At 73.2% G+C, this 16,628-nt stretch carries 14 protein-coding genes and 1 tRNA gene; 2 read left to right on the top strand and 13 right to left on the bottom strand.

What is annotated here, in order from left to right; translation table 11 throughout:
- Positions 1-49: 49 nt before the first annotated feature.
- The 12 genes from LPA27_RS12220 to LPA27_RS12275 all read right to left on the bottom strand — a co-directional run bounded on the left by LPA27_RS12220 (position 50) and on the right by LPA27_RS12275 (position 8,104).
- Positions 50-907 carry an FHA domain-containing protein gene (locus LPA27_RS12220; protein ID WP_228942602.1) on the bottom strand — a complete coding sequence of 286 codons (858 nt, stop codon included), beginning with the start codon at positions 905-907 and terminating at the stop codon, positions 50-52.
- A 3-nt stretch (positions 908-910) separates the two neighbouring features.
- Positions 911-1,186 carry a hypothetical protein gene (locus LPA27_RS12225; protein ID WP_056864172.1) on the bottom strand — a complete coding sequence of 92 codons (276 nt, stop codon included), beginning with the start codon at positions 1,184-1,186 and terminating at the stop codon, positions 911-913.
- A 162-nt stretch (positions 1,187-1,348) separates the two neighbouring features.
- Positions 1,349-1,421 (bottom strand) — tRNA-Ala (locus LPA27_RS12230).
- Positions 1,422-1,537: 116 nt separating this feature from the next.
- Entirely contained in the window at positions 1,538-2,170 is a 633-nt protein-coding gene (locus LPA27_RS12235; protein WP_228942603.1) for a histidine phosphatase family protein, read from the bottom strand.
- Positions 2,167-2,544, bottom strand: a complete 378-nt coding sequence (gene rsfS / locus LPA27_RS12240) for a ribosome silencing factor (protein ID WP_056864171.1) — start codon at positions 2,542-2,544, stop codon at positions 2,167-2,169. The genes LPA27_RS12235 and rsfS overlap by 4 nt, the downstream gene beginning before the upstream one ends.
- Positions 2,541-3,221 carry a nicotinate-nucleotide adenylyltransferase gene (nadD, locus tag LPA27_RS12245; protein WP_056864170.1) on the bottom strand — a complete coding sequence of 227 codons (681 nt, stop codon included), beginning with the start codon at positions 3,219-3,221 and terminating at the stop codon, positions 2,541-2,543. The genes rsfS and nadD overlap by 4 nt, the downstream gene beginning before the upstream one ends.
- 19 nt (positions 3,222-3,240) lie before the next feature.
- Positions 3,241-3,405 (bottom strand): hypothetical protein, encoded by a 165-nt coding sequence (locus LPA27_RS12250; protein WP_156697867.1) that lies wholly within the window; start codon positions 3,403-3,405, stop codon positions 3,241-3,243.
- Between the two features lie 30 nt (positions 3,406-3,435).
- The gene (locus LPA27_RS12255) at positions 3,436-4,764 is read right to left on the bottom strand and encodes a glutamate-5-semialdehyde dehydrogenase (RefSeq protein ID WP_228942604.1); all 1,329 of its coding nucleotides are present in this window, start codon (positions 4,762-4,764) and stop codon (positions 3,436-3,438) included.
- Between the two features lie 138 nt (positions 4,765-4,902).
- The gene (locus tag LPA27_RS12260) at positions 4,903-5,856 is read right to left on the bottom strand and encodes an electron transfer flavoprotein subunit alpha/FixB family protein (RefSeq protein WP_228942605.1); all 954 of its coding nucleotides are present in this window, start codon (positions 5,854-5,856) and stop codon (positions 4,903-4,905) included.
- Between the two features lie 19 nt (positions 5,857-5,875).
- Entirely contained in the window at positions 5,876-6,673 is a 798-nt protein-coding gene (locus LPA27_RS12265; protein ID WP_056864167.1) for an electron transfer flavoprotein subunit beta/FixA family protein, read from the bottom strand.
- A gap of 150 nt (positions 6,674-6,823) precedes the next feature.
- Positions 6,824-7,246: a hypothetical protein gene (locus tag LPA27_RS12270; protein WP_228942606.1), complete on the bottom strand. Its 423-nt coding sequence runs from the start codon at positions 7,244-7,246 to the stop codon at positions 6,824-6,826.
- A 78-nt stretch (positions 7,247-7,324) separates the two neighbouring features.
- Positions 7,325-8,104 (bottom strand): enoyl-CoA hydratase/isomerase family protein, encoded by a 780-nt coding sequence (locus LPA27_RS12275; RefSeq protein WP_228942607.1) that lies wholly within the window; start codon positions 8,102-8,104, stop codon positions 7,325-7,327.
- A 124-nt stretch (positions 8,105-8,228) separates the two neighbouring features.
- Here LPA27_RS12275 and glgX point away from each other — a divergent pair, with 124 nt between their 5' ends.
- Complete coding sequence (gene glgX, locus LPA27_RS12280; RefSeq protein ID WP_056864165.1) at positions 8,229-10,424, top strand: glycogen debranching protein GlgX; 2,196 nt, start codon at positions 8,229-8,231, stop codon at positions 10,422-10,424.
- Positions 10,425-10,451: 27 nt separating this feature from the next.
- Here the strand turns inward: glgX and glgP are convergent, their stop codons facing one another.
- Positions 10,452-13,040 (bottom strand): alpha-glucan family phosphorylase, encoded by a 2,589-nt coding sequence (glgP, locus tag LPA27_RS12285; RefSeq protein ID WP_228942608.1) that lies wholly within the window; start codon positions 13,038-13,040, stop codon positions 10,452-10,454.
- 138 nt (positions 13,041-13,178) lie between these two features.
- Here glgP and LPA27_RS12290 point away from each other — a divergent pair, with 138 nt between their 5' ends.
- Positions 13,179-16,604 carry a M36 family metallopeptidase gene (locus LPA27_RS12290; RefSeq protein WP_228942609.1) on the top strand — a complete coding sequence of 1,142 codons (3,426 nt, stop codon included), beginning with the start codon at positions 13,179-13,181 and terminating at the stop codon, positions 16,602-16,604.
- Positions 16,605-16,628 lie beyond the last annotated feature (24 nt).

The following is a 16,628-nucleotide window of genomic DNA, read 5'->3' on the forward strand; positions in this document are numbered from 1 at the left end:
CCCCACTCAAGCAGGTTCTCTGGAATGGTTCCAGAAAGGTGAGGCTGACCTAAACGGCCGGCCGGTCGTCGGGGGGCTGCGGTCGCTGGCGCCCCAGCTCCCCGCCGATGCGCCCGTAGTAGGGCCGTCCGTGGTCGGCGTGCTCCTCGCGGTAGTAGGCCAGGTGGTGCGGCCCGAGGTCGACACGGGCGCCGCTGCGCAGCACCGACCCGAGCACGCGCGCGCCGTGGACCCGCACGTCGCCCTCGACCGCGCGCACGACGTACTCGTCCTCCTCGTCGTGCTCGACCCGGGCGTGCAGCGGCGCCAGGCCGCGCAGCACGACGTCGCAGCCGGGGTCGGAGCCGATGGTGACGCCGTCGCCGAGCCAGAAGATCGGCTGGCGCTCGCCACCCCAGACGTCCTCGCGCACCAGCACCAGGCGTGCCGAGCCGCCGCGGGCCGGGTCGTGGGTGCCCGTGACCCGCCGGCGCGAGCGCCGGGCGAAGGTCGGGGCGATCGGCCACATCGTGGCCGGCGGCAGCAGGGAGGCGCTCGGCAGCACCCCGGGGGCCCGTCGGGCACGGGCGCGGGCCGAGGTCACCGCGCCCCGCAGCCCGCCCAGGCGGATGCGGGCCGAGCCGGTGGCCCGGCGCTGCCACCACGGGGCCCTGACGGCGCCGAGGCACACCAGGAGCCGCCCCTCGTGGACCACGCGGACGACGACGCCGCGCGAGGCGAGGGCCTCCGCGAAGGCGCGCACGGCCGGGGCGTCGGCGGAGCCCGCGAACACGGCAGGGTCGCTGACCTCCATCGTCAGCCGGCTGTCGTGGCCCCGCAGGTGCAGCACGACGTCGTCCTCGCCGCCGGGGTCACCGTCACCGCGCTGCAGCCTGACCTCGAGGTCGGCCGCGACCCGCACGGCCACGGCTCAGCGCTCCCCGGCGGCGGAGGGGACGGCGGAGTCGGTCGTGGTGATGGTCAGGGTGCCGTGGACCTTCCAGGTCGCGCGGGGGGCGTTGGAGCCGGTGTCGCGCGGCACCTCCACGGCCATGTCCTCGAAGCGGTAGTGGATGGCCGCCTGCCGGCCGGTGAGGAAGTCCCACATGCTGCGCCCGAGGTCGGTCCAGTCGACGACCTCGCCGCGCTCGCCGTCGAGCGACTGGCTGCTGACGGGTCGGGGTCCGTCGGGGTGGATGGTGGTCATGACGCCTCCTGAGGGATGAACCTCAACACGATGTCGAGGTATATCTCCACAGAGTGATCCACTTCACCCGGGTCGACAAGGCGTCACCCCGCGCAGTCACCCACGAGGGGGAGAAATGACGAACGAGGCGGACCCCGGTGGGATCCGCCTCGTTCGTGTCGGTGGAGCTGAGGGGACTCGAACCCCTGACCCTCTGCATGCCATGCAGATGCGCTACCAGCTGCGCCACAGCCCCGCCGTCTCGAGCCGGGTTCCCCCGCCTCGGCGACGTCCGGAATACTAGCCACACGTCTTCCCGGATGTGAAATCCGGGTGTCGCCCGCGCGTCGCGCGGGCGCGGTGGTCGACGCGTCAGGCGCCCTGACCTGCGGCGACGCGGTTGTAGGCGTCGAGCGAGAGGCCACCGGCCGGGTGCTCCACGACCTCGACCCAGCCGCAGTTGCCCAGACCCCGCAGCGTGCGGAACTGCCCCGCGGGCCAGCCGAGCACCGCGCCGACGGCGACGCGTGCGGCCGCCCCGTGGGTCACGGCCACCCCGCACTCCCCCGGCGCCAGGGCGGCCAGCAGGTCCCCGAGCGCGGCGCGCATGCGCTCACCCACCTCATGGGTCGGCTCGGCGCCCGGGGCGGCGTCGTAGTGACCGAGCCGGAACAGCGCGAACTCCTCGGCGTCGGCCGCGGCGTACTCGTCGTGGGTCAGTCCCTGGCGCTCGCCGAGGTGGAACTCGCGCAGCCGCTCGTCGTAGGACGGCTCGAGACCGGTCGCGGCGGCGACGTAGGACGCCGTCTGGCGCGCCCGGAGCAGGTCGGAGCTCCACAGCAGGCTCGGACGCAGCCGGGCGACCTCGGGAGCGGCCGCGCGGGCCTCCTGGTGGCCCACCTCGTCGAGCTCGACGTCCACGTGGCCCTGCACCCGGCGGGCGTGGTTCCACGCGGTGCGCCCGTGGCGCAGCAGCACCAGCCGCCGCGGGGCGGCGGGGCTCAACGCTGGGGGGAGGTGACGTCGGCCGGCAGCGCGATCGCGGGGCAGTCGCGCCAGAGCCGCTCGAGGGCGTAGAAGTCGCGCTCCTCCTCGTGCTGCACGTGCACGACGACCTCGCCGTAGTCGATGAGGACCCAGCGGCCGTCGCGCTCGCCCTCGCGGCGGATCGGCTTGGCGCCGATCTCGCGCAGGGCGTCCTCGACCGCGTCGACGATGGCCTTGACCTGCCGGTCGTTGGTGGCCGAGGCGATGACGAAGGCGTCGGTGATGGCCAGCTGCTCGCTGACGTCGAAGGCGACGATCTTCTGGGCGAGCTTGTCGGAGGCGGCGCGCGCGGCGGCGTGCACGAGCTCGAGGGCGTGGTCGGTGGCGGTCATGGGGCTCCGGACAGGTCGTGGGTGAGGTCGGGCTCGGGGTGGTCGGCGGTGCGCCGCGGGGTCTGCTGGGGGTAGAGGTCGTGCTTGGCGACGTACTGCACGACCCCGTCGGGCACGAGGTACCAGACCGGCTCGCCCCGCCGCTTGCGGTCGCGGCAGTCGCTGGAGGAGATCGCCAGGGCGGGGATCTCCACCATCGTCACGCGGTCGGCCGGGATGGCGGCCAGCGTCTGGGCGTCCATCTCGTAGCCCGGCCGCGTGCACCCGACGAACTGCGCCAGGGAGAAGAGCTCCTCGGCGTCGCGCCAGGTGAAGATGTCGGCCAGCGCGTCGGCGCCGGTGATGAAGTAGAGGTCGGCGTCGGGGTGGCTGGCCCGCAGGTCGCGCAGCGTGTCGATCGTGTACGTCGGCCCGTCGCGGTCGATGTCGACGCGGCTGACGTTGAAGCGCGGGTTGGCCGCCGTGGCGATGACCGTCATCAGGTAGCGGTCCTCGGCCGGCGAGACGTCGCGGTCGGACTTCTGCCACGGGTCGCCGGTGGGCACGAAGAGGACCTCGTCGAGGTCGAACCAGGCCTGGACCTCCGAGGCCGCCACGAGGTGCCCGTGGTGTATCGGGTCGAACGTGCCGCCCATGACGCCGACGCGGCGCCGCCGCCCTCCGGGACGGGCGGTCATCGGGACAGCCTCATGCTGCTCAGCTGTGCTCGCGCCCGGCGCCGAAGGCGGCCAGCGCGAAGGCGAGACCCAGCAGGATGCCGAGGGTCAGCACGCCGATGCCCCAGGAGAGCAGGTGGTTGATCTCGTGCTCCTCCTCGGAGGCGACGAGGACGAGGTTCTGCACGAGCTGAGCGGCGGTCATGCCCCACAGCCTACCGGTCGGGCTCCGGGCTCAGCGCACGTGGCCGTCACCGGTGACGACGTACTTGGTCGAGGTCATCTCCGGCAGCCCCATGGGCCCGCGTGCGTGGAGCTTCTGGGTGCTGATGCCGATCTCGGCGCCGAAGCCGAGCTCCCCGCCGTCGGTGAAGCGGGTGGAGGCGTTGACGAGCACGGCCGCGGAGTCGACGGCGGCCACGAAGCGGCGCGCCGCGCCCTGGTCCTCGGTGACGATGGCCTCGCTGTGGCCGCTGGACCACCGACGCACGTGGTCGACCGCCTCCTCCACCGAGCCGACCACGGCCGCGGAGATGTCGAGGGAGAGGTACTCCGCGGCGTGGTCCTCGTCGGTGGCGGGCACGACGCCGTCGAGGCGCGCCACCACCGGGTCGCCGTGCACGGTGACCCCGGCGTCCTGCAGGGCGCGCACGACCCGCGGCAGGAAGGTGTCGACCAGCGAGGCGTGCACCAGCAGCGACTCGGCGGCGTTGCAGACGCTGGGCCGGTGGGTCTTGGCGTTGAGCACGATCGCGAGGGCCTTGTCGAGGTCGGCCGCGGCGTCGACGTAGACGTGGCAGTTGCCGACGCCGGTCTCGATGACCGGCACGGTCGAGCCCTCCACCACGGCGGCGATGAGACCGGCCCCGCCGCGCGGGATCAGCACGTCGACGTGGCCGCGGGCCCGCATCAGGGCCGTGACCGACCCGCGGGTCTCCCCCGGCACCTGCTGGACGACGTCGGGGTCGATCTCGCCGCCTCCGGCGCGAGCGACCGCGTCGCGCAGCACCTCGACGAGCGCGGTGTTGCTGGCCCGGGCGCTCGAGCTGCCGCGCAGCAGCACGGCGTTGCCCGACTTCAGGCAGATGCCCGCGGCGTCGGCGGTGACGTTGGGGCGCGCCTCGTAGATCATGCCGACGACCCCGAACGGCACCCGGAGCTGGCGCAGCTCGAGCCCGTTGGCCAGCGTGCCGCCCCGCACGACCTCCCCCACCGGGTCGGGGAGCGCGGCCACGTCGCGCAGGCCCTGGGCCATGCCTGCGACCCGCTCCGGGGTGAGCCGCAGCCGGTCGACGATGCCCGGCGGCGTGCCCGCGGCCTCGGCGCGCGCCACGTCGGTGGCGTTGGCCGCCAGCACCTCCGCGGCGCGCGCGAGCAGATCGTCGGCCATCGCGTGCAGCACGGCGTCCTTGCGGGCTCGGGTGGCCAGGGCGAGCGCGTGGCTCGCGGCGCGCGCCCGCCGCGCCACCTCGTGGACCTGCTCGACCGTCCGCTCGTCAGCCCCGTCGACCCCGCCGACCCCGCCGTCCCCGTCGACCCCGCCGACCTCGTGACCCGTGCTCATGGCGCGAGGGTAGTGCCCGGAGCGTGCCGGCGCCCGTCGCGACCGGTCGCTCTCGCGGGCCGGACGCACGCCAGGGGCGGCCCCCGGGCGGGGGCCGCCCCTGGCGGTGTCGTGCGGGCCGGCTGACGCGGGTCGGGCTCAGCCCTTGCGCTGGTTGATCTCCTCGGTCGCGGCGGGGAGCACCGCGTGCAGGTCGCCCACGACGCCGAAGTCGACGAGCTCGAAGATCGGCGCCTCCTCGTCCTTGTTGACCGCCACGATGGTCTTGGAGGTCTGCATCCCCGCGCGGTGCTGGATCGCACCGGAGATGCCGTTGGCGACGTAGAGCTGCGGCGAGACCGTCTTGCCGGTCTGGCCCACCTGGAAGCTGTGGGGCATCCAGCCGGAGTCCACCGCGGCGCGCGAGGCGCCGACGGCCGCGCCGAGGGCGTCGGCCAGGCCCTCGATGGGGGCGAAGTCGCCGCCGGTGCCACGACCGCCGGAGACCACGATCGCGGCCTCGGTCAGCTCGGGGCGACCGGTGGCCTGGCGCGGCTGGGCGGCCACGATCTGGGCCTTCTTGGCCGCGTCGGAGACGGTGGCGGCGAACTGCTCGACCTCACCGGCGCCCGCGGTCTCCTCGGGGGTGGCGGAGTTGGGCTTGACCGTGATGATCGGGGTGCCCTTGGTGACCTTCGCCTTGACGGTGTAGTTGCCGGCGAAGACGCTCTGCGTGGTCACGCCGCCGTCCTCGACGTCGACGGCGTCGGTGATCAGCCCGGAGCCGGTCTTGATGGCCAGGCGACCGGCCACCTCCTTGCCCTCGTAGCCCGAGACCAGCAGCACCGCGGCGGGCGAGGTCTTCTCGACCAGCTGCTGCAGCGCCTCGGCCTTGGGAGCCACCAGGTAGCCCTTGATCTCGGCGTCGTCGACGACGTAGATCTTGTCGGCACCGAAGGCCGTGAGCTTCTCGGCGGCCGCGGCGGAGGCGTCGGCGCCGCCGAAGAACACCGCGGAGGGCGAGCCGAGGCGCTTCGCCAGCGCGATCAGCTCGAAGGTCGGCTTGCGGATAGCGCCGTCGACGTGGTCGACGACGACCAGGACCTCAGTCATGGGTGTGTGCTCCTCGTCCTCAGATGAACTTCTTGGAGGCGAGGAAGCCCGTGAGCGCCGTGGCGCCCGAGCCCTCCTCGTCGGTCACGATCTCGCCGGCGGTGCGCGGCGGGCGGGCCGTGGTGTCCTCGACCTCGCTCCAGGCGACCGACAGGCCGACCTCGCCGGCGTCGACGCCGATGTCGGACAGCGACCAGGTCTCCATCGGCTTCTTCTTCGCCGCCATGATCCCCTTGAAGGAGGGGTAGCGGGCCTCGCCGGTCTGGTCGGTGACCGACAGCACGAGGGGGAAGGTGGCCCCGATGACCTCGGTGGCGGTGTCGGAGTCGCGCTTGACGCGGATCTGGTCGCCCTGGGTCTCGATGACCGAGGCGAAGGTCACCTGGGGCAGGTCGAGACGCTCGGCGAGCATCGCCGGGATCACGCTGCCCGAGGCGTCGGTCGAGGCCATGCCGCACATGACCAGGTCGACGGCCTGCTCCGAGCCGGCCTTCTCGATGGCCTTGGCCAGCACCAGCGAGGTGGCGATGTAGTCGGAGCCGGCGATGGCCTCGTCGGTGACGTGGATGCCCTTGTCGGCACCCATCTGCAGCGCCTTGCGCACGGCGTCGACGGCCTTGTCGGGGCCGACGCAGAGGGCGGTGACGGTGGTGTCGTCGCCGGCCTTCTCCTTGAGCTGGAGCGCCTGCTCGACGGCGTACTCGTCGAGCTCGCTGAGCAGCCCGTCGACGCCCACGCGGTCCACGGTGTTGTCCGACTCGAACTGCCGGTCGGCAGTGGCGTCGGGCACGTACTTCACACAGACAATGATGTTCATGGCAGATGGCCTGGACGGCCCCTCCTGTGCACTCGATGTGACCTCGAGGTTACCGCCGAGTCACTTCCGGCGGTACACGCCTCACTGGTTGGCTATCTCACATGCCTGACAGCGTCGCTGTCAGGGTCCTGCGTCGCTCTGCGGCCCTGCTCAGGGGCGGATGACGCGCTCGAGGACGCGGCCCACCACGAGGTAGGCGACCGCCCCGAGGCCCCAGTTGACCAGGGCGTTCTTGGTGCCGGCGTTCTGTCCGTCGAACTTCATGATGCCGTCCTCGCGGGAGAAGACCCCCAGGTCGACGGCGTCGGCGGTCTCCTTCACGAAGGACACCAGCCCGTTGTCGGGGTTGGCGTCGACCGCGATGAGCAGCGCACCCACCGCCAGCGCGAGGGCGCAGAGCACGAAGACCGCCCACACCACCTGGGCCAGGCGCAGCCGGACGGCGGCGACCGCGGCGCCGCGGTCGCGTCGCGGTGCACGCGCCGGGCTCTCGGCCGCGGCCGTCCCCTCCTGCGCCGCGGTCTCGCCCCGCTTGCCCCGTCGGTTGCCCAGTCGGTCGGCCAGTCGTGCCACGGGTGACTCCTTCGTCGGTCGGATCCTCGGGGAAGGATGGCACACCGCCCCCGACGGGGCCCGAGGGTCTCAGCGGGCTCAGCGGCCCTCGAAGACCGCCTTGCCCGGGCCCTGCTCCACGAAGGAGGTCATGCCGATCTCGCGGTCGCGGGTGGCGAAGAGCGCCGCGAACTGCTGGCGCTCGATCTCCAGGCCGGTCTCGAGGTCGGTCTCCAGGCCGCGGTCCACGCACTCCTTGGCCGCGCGCACGGCGTACGCCGCGGCCGTGCTGAACTGGCGCGCCCAGGCCACGGCCTCCTCGTAGACCGACGCGGCGGGGTAGAGCCGGTCGACCAGGCCGATGGCCAGCGCCTCCTCGGCCCCCACGAAGCGCCCGGTGAAGATGATGTCCTTGGCGCGGCTCGGGCCGACCAGGCGGCTGAGCCGCTGGGTGCCGCCGGCGCCGGGGATGATGCCGAGCAGCACCTCGGGCTGGCCGAGCACGGCGTCGTCGGCGGCGAAGCGGACGTCGGCGGCCAGGGCCAGCTCGCAGCCCCCGCCGAGGGCGTAGCCGGTCACGGCGGCGACGACGGGCTTGGGGATGCGGGCCACCGCGGTGACCGCCGACTGCAGGGGGCCCGACCGCTTGACCATGTCGACGTGCGACATGTCGGCCATCTCCTTGACGTCGTTGCCGGCGGCGAAGACCCGCTCGCCGCCGTAGACGACGACGGCGCGCACGTCGTCGCGGTCGGTGGCCTCGGCGGCCGCGGCGCGGATCTCCTCCTGCACCTGCACGCTGATGGCGTTCATCTTCGGCCGGTCGAGCCGGATGGTGCCGACGCCGTCGGCGACCTCCAGCCGCACGAGCTCACCCATCGTCGTCCTCTTTCCCTGTCGTCGTCCTGCGGTCGGTGCTGTGGTCGGTGCTGTGGTCGGTGCTGGGCCCGGGTTTGGGCGGTAGTCCTCCGGCATGCTGCCACCATCGGCGATGATGCATGCCGTGACACCGACCAAGTGGACCCACCTCGGCCAGACCTCGCCGGTCTGGCCCGGCCGCAACTGGCCCCTCGGCGCGACCTGGAGCCAGGAGTCGACCAACTTCGCGGTCTACGCCCCGGCGGCGACCGAGGCGTGGGTCTGCATCTTCGAGGACGGCCCCGAGGGCCCCGACGGACCCGGGCCCGACGTGGAGACCCGCTACCCGCTCACCGAGCGGTCGCTGGGCATCTTCCACGGCGCCCTGCCCGCCCTGCCGCGCGGCACCCGCTACGGCTACCGCGTCGACGGCCCGTGGGACCCCGAGCGCGGCATGCGGTTCAACCCCGCCAAGCTCCTGCTCGACCCCTACGGCCTGGCGGTCTCGGGCGACTACACCCCCGACGCCGCGACCTTCGGCTACGTCCGCGGCGCACCGTCGGAGCAGGACCACGAGGACTCCGCGCCCCACGTGCCGCGCAGCGTCGTCGTCGACACCTCCTTCGACTGGGAGGGCGACACGCCCATGCGGCGCCGCTGGCGCGACACGGTGATCTACGAGGCCCACGTCAAGGGCATGACGCAGCTGCACCCCCGGGTCCCCGAGTGGCTGCGCGGCACCTACGCCGGCCTGGCCAACCCCGCGGTCATCGACTACCTCAAGGACCTCGGGGTCACGGCCGTCGAGCTGCTGCCCATCCACGAGTTCGTCTCCGAGCCCGGCCTGACCGAGCGCGGCGCGTCGAACTACTGGGGCTACAACTCCATCGGCTACTTCGCCCCCCACCACGCCTACGCCGCCACGGGTGACCGCGGCGAGCAGGTGGTGGAGTTCAAGAAGATGGTCAAGGCCTTCCACCAGGCCGGCCTGGAGGTCATCCTCGACGTCGTCTACAACCACACCGCCGAGGCGGGGCCGCTCGGACCCACGCTGTCCTTCCGCGGCCTCGACGACCGCGGCTTCTACAAGCGGGTCAAGCCCACCGTGGACGACAAGACCGGGGCGTCGACCTTCGTCGACACCTACTGGGACGTCACCGGCTGCGGCAACACGGTCAACACCGACGACCCGCAGGCGCTGCGGCTCATCCTCGACTCGCTGCGCTACTGGGTCACCGAGATGCACGTCGACGGCTTCCGCTTCGACCTGATGTCGGCACTGACCCGCACCGGCTACGACATCGACATGCGCTGCGCGCTGCTCACCGCCATCGGCCAGGACCCGGTCCTGCGCCACGTGAAGCTCATCGCCGAGGCGTGGGACGCCTCGATGGACGGCTACCTCGTGGGCCGGATGCCCCCGCCGTGGGTGGAGTGGAACGACCAGTACCGCGACACCATCCGCGACTTCTGGCGGGGGCAGTCCTCGGGCATCCACCGGGTCGCGACCCGGCTCGCCGGCTCCTCCGACCTCTACGCCGACGACGGCCGCTCGGCCTACAACTCGGTCAACTTCGTCACCGCCCACGACGGCTTCACGATGCGCGACGTCGTGTCCTACGACCACAAGCACAACGAGGCCAACGGCGAGGACAACCGCGACGGCACCGACAACAACCGCTCCTGGAACCACGGCGTCGAGGGCGACACCGACGACGCCGAGGTGCTCGAGCTGCGCCGGCGTCAGGCCGCCAACATGATGGCCACGCTCTGCCTGTCCAACGGCGTCCCGATGATCACCGCCGGCGACGAGCGCGGGCGCACCCAGCGCGGCAACAACAACGCCTACTGCCAGGACAACGAGCTGTCGTGGATCGACTGGTCCGACGACGACGCCTGGCTCGACGTCCTGCGCGTCACGAAGGCCGCGCTCCGGCTGCGTCGCGACCACGCCGCGCTGCGCCAGCGGCACTGGTTCGAGGGGCGACCCACCATCCGCGGCGGTCCGAAGGACCTCGCGTGGATCCACCCGACGGGCCGGGAGATGACCGACGCCGACTGGCACGACCACGGTCTGAAGACGGTCGCCCTCTTCCTCTCGGGCGCGCCGCTGCGCTCCCCCGGCCCGCGCGGGCAGCAGCAGTTCGACAGCTCGTTCATGATCTGGCTCAACTCCAGCTCGCGACCGAGCCGCATCGAGCTGCCGGTCAACGACTGGGTGCGCGCCGGGGAGGTCGTGGTGAGCACCGACGTCGAGCTGCCGGTCGGCACCGCGGTCAAGGCCGGCGACGGGTTGGTGCTGGGCAGCCGCTCGGTGCTGGTGCTCCAGCAGACCGAGTAGCCGCCGCGGCCCGGACGCACCCGGGGGTCAGGGCAGGGCCACCACGCCCAGCTCGGCGACCGAGGCCAGCAGCGGGTGCCGCGGCACGACCCGGGCGGTGTAGCCGAAGGGCCCGGAGTGGTCGAGCACGACCTCGCCGTCGAAGCGGTGGCGGCCCCCCTCGTAGGTCTCGCCGACGGCGAGGTCGACGGTGACGGTGTCGACCAGCTCGTCCTCGCCGGTGGCGCGGCCGTGCACCAGCTGCACGGTGACGTCGTCGGGCGCCAGGTCGCCGAGGGCCACGAAGGCCCGCACGCTCAGCACCGCGCCCACCTCGGGGGCGTCGCCGACCCCGCTGGACTCCACGTGCTCGACGCGCACGCCCGGCCACGCCGCGCGGACCCGTGCCTTCCAGGTCGCGAGCTCCCGGGCCCCCGACTCATCGGCGCCCAGCGCCCGGGAGGTGGCCGCGGCCGGGGCGTAGAGGGTGCGCACGTAGTCGCGCACCATGCGCGTCGCGAGCACCTTCGGCCCGAGCGACTTCAGCGTGTGGCGCAGCATCTCGACCCACCGGGTCGGCACGCCGGCGGCGTCGACGTCGTAGAAGCGGGGCGCGACCTCGTTCTCCAGCAGCGTGTAGAGCGCGTCGGCCTCGAGGTCGTCGCGGCGCTCGGTGTCCTCCACGCCGTCGGCCGAGGGGATGGCCCAGCCGTTCTCCCCGTCGTACCACTCGTCCCACCACCCGTCGAGGACGGAGAGGTTGAGCCCGCCGTTGAGCGCGGCCTTCATCCCCGAGGTGCCGCACGCCTCGTAGGGCCGCAGGGGGTTGTTGAGCCAGACGTCGCAGCCGGGGTAGAGCGGCTGGGCCATGGCGATGTCGTAGTCGGGCAGGAAGACGATGCGGTGCCGCACCGCGGGGTCGTCGGCGAAGCGCACCAGCTCCTGGATCAGCCGCTTGCCGCCGTCGTCGGCGGGGTGCGACTTGCCCGCGATCACCAGCTGCACCGGGCGGTCGGGGTCGAGCAGGAGCCGCGTGAGGCGGGCCGGGTCGCGCAGCATCAGCGTGAGTCGCTTGTACGACGGCACCCTGCGGGCGAAGCCCACCGTCAGCACGTCGGGGTCCAGCGCGGAGTCCACCCAGCCGAGCTCGGCGCGCGAGGCGCCCCGGTGCTCCCAGGAGGCGGCCAGTCGCCGGCGCGCCTCGTGCACCAGCCGCTCGCGCAGCTGCCGCTTGACCGCCCACATCCGCTCCGCCGGCACGGTGTCGACCGCCGCCCAGAAGGCCTCGGTGTCGTCGCCGTCGGGGTCGGCGCCCTCGCCGGCCGCCAGCTCGAGGATCTCCCGGGCCACCCAGGTCGGGGCGTGCACGCCGTTGGTGATCGACCCGATCGGCACCTCCGCCTCGTCGAAGGCCGGCCACAGACCGTGGAACATGCCGCGGCTGACCTCGCCGTGCAGCAGCGAGACGCCGTTGGCGCGCTGGGCCAGGCGGAAGCCCATGACGGCCATGTTGAAGACGCCGGCGTCGCCGCCGGGGTAGTCCTCGGCGCCCAGGGCGAGGACGCGCTCCACCGGCACCCCGGGGGTCGGACCGGCGTCGGAGAAGTACTGCTCGACCAGGGTGCGCGAGAAGCGGTCGATGCCGGCCGGCACCGGCGTGTGGGTGGTGAAGACCGTGGAGGCGCGGCCGATCTCGAGCGCGGTGTCGAAGTCCAGCCCCGGTCCGGCGGGGTCGGCGGTGAGCTCGCGGATGCGCTCCAGGCCCAGGAAGCCGGCGTGGCCCTCGTTGGTGTGGAAGACCTCGGGAGCGGGGTGGCCGGTGATGCGGGCGAAGGCGCGCAGGGCGCGCACACCGCCGACGCCCAGCAGCAGCTCCTGGCGCAGGCGGTGCTCGCTGGTCCCGCCGTAGAGGCGGTCGGTGACGTCGACGTAGTGCTCGGGGTTGCCCTCGACGTCGGTGTCGAGCATGAGGAGCGGCACCCGTCCGACGGAGGCCACCCAGATCCGGGCGAGCAGCTCGGGTCCGTCGGGCATGGCCAGGCTGATGAGCGCGCGCTCCCCCGAGGGCTCGCGCAGCAGGGAGATCGGCAGCTCGTCGGGATCGAGCACCGGGTAGGTCTCCTGCTGCCACCCCTCGCGCGACAGCGCCTGGGTGAAGTACCCGTGGCGGTAGAGCAGGCCGACGCCCACCACCGGCACACCGAGGTCACTGGCGGCCTTGAGGTGGTCGCCGGCCAGGATGCCGAGGCCCCCGGAGTACTGCGGCAGCACCGAGGTGATCCCGAACTCCGGGGAGAAGTAGGCGACCGCGCGCGGACCCTCCAGCGAGCCGCTCGCGGTGGCCCGCTGGTACCACCGCTGCGAGCCGAGGTAGGCCGCGAGGTCGGCACGGGCCTCCTCCAGTCGGGCCAGGAAGGCCTCGTCGCCGGCCAGCGCGTCGAGGCGGGCCCGCGAGACCGCACCGAGCAGGCGGACCGGGTCGCGACCGCTGGACTCCCACAGGGCGGGGTCGACTGCGGCGAACACGTCCTGCGTCGGCGGGTGCCAGCACCAGCGCAGGTTGCCCGCGAGCTCGCCGAGCGCAGCGAGGGACTCGGGCAGCACGGGACGGACGGTGAACCGGCGGATGGCGCGCATCCCGGCAAGGTAGCGGCTGGACTTGATCGTTCCAAGAGGCGCCGTCGAGGTGGGACCGCCCGGCGGCGCCGTGTCACGTTCGTGTTTCGTGGCGTGCCCGCGCATAACGTCGGGCCCGCACCCGCCGTTGTGCTGGCCATGACACCTCCCGCCAGGCGCCGTCGCACCACGGCCGCCCTCGCCCTGCTGACCGCGGCCGTGCTGCCCGGACTCACGCAGCTGCCGGCCGTGGCCGGCACCTCCCCGGTCGCGGCCACGGCCGACGCGGCCCTGCACCCCGACGACGTGGTCACCCTCGGCGACCCGGTCGCCGGGCTGGCCGACCTCGACGTGCGCGACGCGGTCGCGCCCCTGGCCTCGCAGCGCGCCGCCGTCGCCGCGCTCGGCGACGTGGACCTGCGGTGGAACGCCTCCGGCACGCCCTCCTCGATCCTGCCCGCCGACGGCGTCCTCGGCCCCGACGCCGGCACCCCCGTGCAGACCGCCCGCGCCTGGCTGGCCGACCACGCGGGCCTCTTCGGGCTGCGCGCCGCCGACCTGGCCGGCCTGGTGCTGGTCAACGACCAGGCGATGCCCGACACCGCGGCCCGCGCCGTGCTCCTGCGCCAGGACTTCGGCGGGCTGGCCCCCGCCCGGGGCGGCCTGGTCACCGTCGGCGTCGCCGCCGACGGCACCGTCGCCTACGTCTCCTCCTCCCTCGCGCGCACCACCGCCGCGCCCCCGGCGGCCTCGCTCAGCCCGCTCGAGGGCTGGGTGGCCGCCACCCGCGACGTGCGCCCCACCTTCGACACCGGACTCGTCGACGACGTCGTCGACTCCGTCTCCGGCGGCTGGACCCGGCTGCAGGTGCCGGGCTTCGCCCAGGAGCAGCAGGTGCGCCTGCGTGCCCTCCCGATGCCCGACGGCTCCGTGCGCCCCGTTCTCGAGGCCAACGTCGTCGACACCGAGGCGGGCGACGCCTTCGCCTACACCTCCCTGGTCGACGCCGTCACCGGCGACGTCCTCGTGCGGCAGAACCAGGTCGAGAACGCGATGTACGACGACGTCTTCACCGGCTCCGTCACCGCCACCGCGTGCGGGCCGATGCACACCTTCGAGCTCGGCGACGACCTCACCCGCTCCATCAACGCCGTCGGCATCGCCGCGCCCACCGACGACATCACCGTCAAGCTCTTCGGCCCCGACGGCGAGCTGCTGCTGGCCCAGGACCTGCTGACCAGCCCCGAGGTGCTCAGCTACACCGCCGACGAGATCCCCGCGGGCGTCTACTCGGTGCAGGTGTGCCCCTTCGACGCGGCCTCCGTCGTCGTCGGCCAGTACGCCCTCACCGTGACCACCAGCGACCAGGCCGCGCCCGCGACCGGCGGCGGCCTCCCCGACCCGCGCTGGCGCTACTTCACCGCCAACCCCGCCATGACCAGCCTGGGCGAGGCCACGCCGGGCAACTCCGTCATCGGCTGCTGGGTCCAGGGCGCCGGCTGCACCACGCCGACCGGCCCCTTCCGCAACCCGGCGTCGGTCGGACCGTGGGACACCGTCGGCGGCACCGTGCCGACGCTGACCACGGTCGGCAACAACGCCAACACCCACGAGGCCTGGGCCAGCCCCCTGACCCCGGGCGGCTTCTTCCAGGCGCCGGTCTCCCCCACCCGTGACTACACCACGGAGTTCACCGACGCCTGGAACAACTCCCGGTGCGACCCCGCCCAGCTCGTGCCGGGCGGCAACGACATCGACGCCTCGGTGGGCAACCTGTTCGTCTCGCACAACCGCATGCACGACTACTCCTACTACCTCGGCTTCACCGAGGAGAACTACAACCTCCAGCTCGACAACCACGGCCGCGGCGGCGTCGGCGGCGACCAGGAGATCGGCAACGCCCAGGCCGGCGCCCTCACGGGCGCGACGTATCTCACCGGCCTCGGGCGCGACAACGCCAACCAGATCGCCCTGCAGGACGGCATCCCCGGCATCACCAACCAGTACCTCTTCCAGCCCATCGCCGGGGCCTTCTACGCCCCCTGCACCGACGGCGGGCTCGACATGGGCATCGTCGGCCACGAGTACACCCACGCCATCAGCAACCGGATGGTCGCCGGGCCCGACGAGGGCCTGACCTCCGAGCAGGGCGGCGCGATGGGCGAGTCGTGGAGCGACCTGGTGGCCGCGGAGTACCAGTTCAGCCACGGCTACGACAACGGCGGCAACATCTGGGCCGTCGGCGTCTACGCCACCGGCAACACGTCGGTGGCCATCCGCGACTACTCCATCGACAAGAACCCGCTGAACTACTCCGACTACGGCTTCGACACCACCGGCGCCGAGGTCCACGCCGACGGCGAGATCTGGAACGGCACCCAGTGGTCGGTGCGCCAGGCGCTCGTGCGCACGTGGAACGACCGCTTCCCCTACGCCGACCAGCGGCTCCAGCTGCGCTGCGCCCAGGGCGACCAGACCGTGTCGCCGCTGCCGGCCAACCTGTGCCCGGGCAACCGCCGCTGGGTCCAGCTGATGTTCGACTCCTTCCTGCTCCAGCAGGGCGCCACCTCCATGCTCGACGCCCGCGACGCGATGCTGGCCGCCGACCGGATGCGCTTCGGGGGCAAGAACCAGACGGTCATGTGGAAGGCCTTCGCCCAGCGCGGCATGGGCAAGGGCGCCTCCGTGCCCGACGCCGACTCCGAGGCCACCGTGCCCAGCTTCGCCTCGCCGAAGCAGCGGAACGGCACCGTGCGCTTCACCGGCGCCGCTCCCGACACCGAGGTCTACGTCGGCCACTACGAGGCCCGCGCCACCCCGGTGGCCGACCTGTCGCGGTCGACCCGGAGGCTGCGGGAGACGGCCGCCTTCGTGCCGGGCCGCTACGAGATGCTCGCGGTCTCGGAGAAGCAGGGCTTCCGCCGCTTCACGATGACGGTGCGTCCCGGTGCCCGGACCGTGCGGATCGGCGGGGCCACCAACCTCGCCGCGAAGGCCTCCGGGGCCACGGTCCTCGCCGCCACCGAGGGCTCGCGCAACGCCGCCTTCCTCATCGACGGCACCGAGGCCACCAACTGGGGCGGCGTGACCACGGAGAACGTCGACGTCTCCCGCCCCTCGGTGTCGGTGGACCTCGCCGGCGGCAGGCACACGATCCGTCGGGTCCAGGTCAGCGCCCTGCTGACCCCCGCCCCGGCCGACCCGGACGCGCTGCCGCTGGCCGTCGACGAGGACCCCGACTCCGGCTCCCGCTTCACCGCGCTGCGGAAGTTCGCGATCGAGGTGTGCACCTCGGGCTGCTCGGGCCCGCGGGCCACCTGGAAGCGGGTCTTCGTGTCGCGGGCCGACGCCTTCCCGGGCAGGCGCCCCCGCCCGGTCGCGCCCGACCAGACCATGCGCAGCTTCCGCATCGGGGCGGTCAAGGCCTCGGCCGTGCGCCTGGTGACCCTGGAGAACCAGTGCACCGGCTTCGCCGGCTACGCCGGTGAGTCCGACGCCGACCCGCTCAACGACACCGACTGCGCCACGGCCTCCGACCGCGGCACGATCGTGCACGCCGCGGAGCTGCAGGTCTTCACCCGCTGAGTCGCGCGGGCCCGGGCCCGCCGC

The sequence above is a fragment of the Nocardioides sp. Leaf374 genome (assembly GCF_916862475.1).
GTDB classification, from domain to species: Bacteria; Actinomycetota; Actinomycetes; order Propionibacteriales; family Nocardioidaceae; genus Nocardioides; species Nocardioides kribbensis.

Coding starts and splice junctions, on each gene's coding strand:
- rsfS (WP_056864171.1), bottom strand. CDS start 2,544: ATGACCGCCACCGACCACGCCCTCGAGCTCGTGCACGCCGCCGCGCGC.
- LPA27_RS12260 (WP_228942605.1), bottom strand. CDS start 5,856: ATGACTGAGGTCCTGGTCGTCGTCGACCACGTCGACGGCGCTATCCGC.
- LPA27_RS12250 (WP_156697867.1), bottom strand. CDS start 3,405: ATGACCGCCGCTCAGCTCGTGCAGAACCTCGTCCTCGTCGCCTCCGAG.
- nadD (WP_056864170.1), bottom strand. CDS start 3,221: ATGACCGCCCGTCCCGGAGGGCGGCGGCGCCGCGTCGGCGTCATGGGC.
- LPA27_RS12225 (WP_056864172.1), bottom strand. CDS start 1,186: ATGACCACCATCCACCCCGACGGACCCCGACCCGTCAGCAGCCAGTCG.
- LPA27_RS12290 (WP_228942609.1), top strand. CDS start 13,179: ATGACACCTCCCGCCAGGCGCCGTCGCACCACGGCCGCCCTCGCCCTG.
- LPA27_RS12255 (WP_228942604.1), bottom strand. CDS start 4,764: ATGAGCACGGGTCACGAGGTCGGCGGGGTCGACGGGGACGGCGGGGTC.
- glgP (WP_228942608.1), bottom strand. CDS start 13,040: ATGCGCGCCATCCGCCGGTTCACCGTCCGTCCCGTGCTGCCCGAGTCC.
- LPA27_RS12265 (WP_056864167.1), bottom strand. CDS start 6,673: ATGAACATCATTGTCTGTGTGAAGTACGTGCCCGACGCCACTGCCGAC.
- LPA27_RS12275 (WP_228942607.1), bottom strand. CDS start 8,104: ATGGGTGAGCTCGTGCGGCTGGAGGTCGCCGACGGCGTCGGCACCATC.